This is a genomic window from Microvirga sp. HBU67558 (assembly GCF_018069605.1).
Taxonomy (GTDB): domain Bacteria; phylum Pseudomonadota; class Alphaproteobacteria; order Rhizobiales; family Beijerinckiaceae; genus Microvirga; species Microvirga terrae.
The window spans coordinates 1-928 of sequence record NZ_JAGPUP010000287.1; the positions used below are offsets into that span (position 1 = coordinate 1).

The following is a 928-nucleotide window of genomic DNA, read 5'->3' on the forward strand; positions in this document are numbered from 1 at the left end:
CCTATGCGGGCGAGATGAAGAAGTCGGTCTTCACCTATCTCAACTACGTGCTGCCCGCCCAGAAGGTCATGCCCATGCATTGCTCGGCCAATGTGGGCGACCGGGGCGACGTGGCCGTGTTCTTCGGCCTCTCGGGCACCGGCAAGACAACGCTTTCGGCCGATCCGAACCGCATCCTGCTCGGCGACGACGAGCATGGCTGGGGCCCGAACGGCGTGTTCAACTTTGAGGGCGGCTGCTACGCCAAGACCATCCGCCTGTCCCGCGAGGCGGAGCCCGAGATCTTCGCCACCACCGAGCGTTTCGGCACGGTGCTGGAGAACGTGACGATCGACCCGATCACCCGCATTCCCGATTTCGACGACGCGTCGAAGACGGAAAACACGCGCTGCGCCTATCCCCTGGACTTCATTCCCAATGCGAGCGCCACAGGCCGCGCGGGCATCCCGAAGAACATCGTGATGCTCACCTGCGACGCTTTCGGCGTGCTGCCTCCCATCGCCAAGCTGACGCCGGCCGAGGCCATGTACCATTTCCTCTCCGGCTACACCGCCAAGGTGGCGGGCACGGAGAAGGGCGTGAAGGATCCGGAGGCGACCTTCTCGACCTGCTTCGGCGCGCCCTTCATGCCGCGTCATCCGTCTGAATACGGCAACCTGCTGCGCGATCTCATCGCCAAGCACTCGGTGGATTGCTGGCTCGTCAACACGGGTTGGACGGGCGGCAAGTACGGCGTCGGCCGGCGCATGCCGATCCGCGTCACCCGCCGCCTGCTCACCGCAGCCCTCGACGGTTCGCTCTCCCGGGCCGATTTCCGCCGCGATCCCTATTTCGGCTTCGCGGTTCCGACCTCGGTGCCCGGTGTCGAGCCGCACATCCTCTATCCGGTGAAGACCTGGCAGAACAAGGCGGAGTTCGCCGAGACCGC

Annotated in this window: 1 protein-coding gene; it reads left to right on the plus strand. The window is 65.3% G+C overall.

The annotated features are described in order from the left end of the window. A partial coding sequence (locus KBI52_RS01265) for a phosphoenolpyruvate carboxykinase (ATP) (RefSeq protein ID WP_210804839.1) occupies nt 1-928 on the plus strand: 928 nt, incomplete at both ends.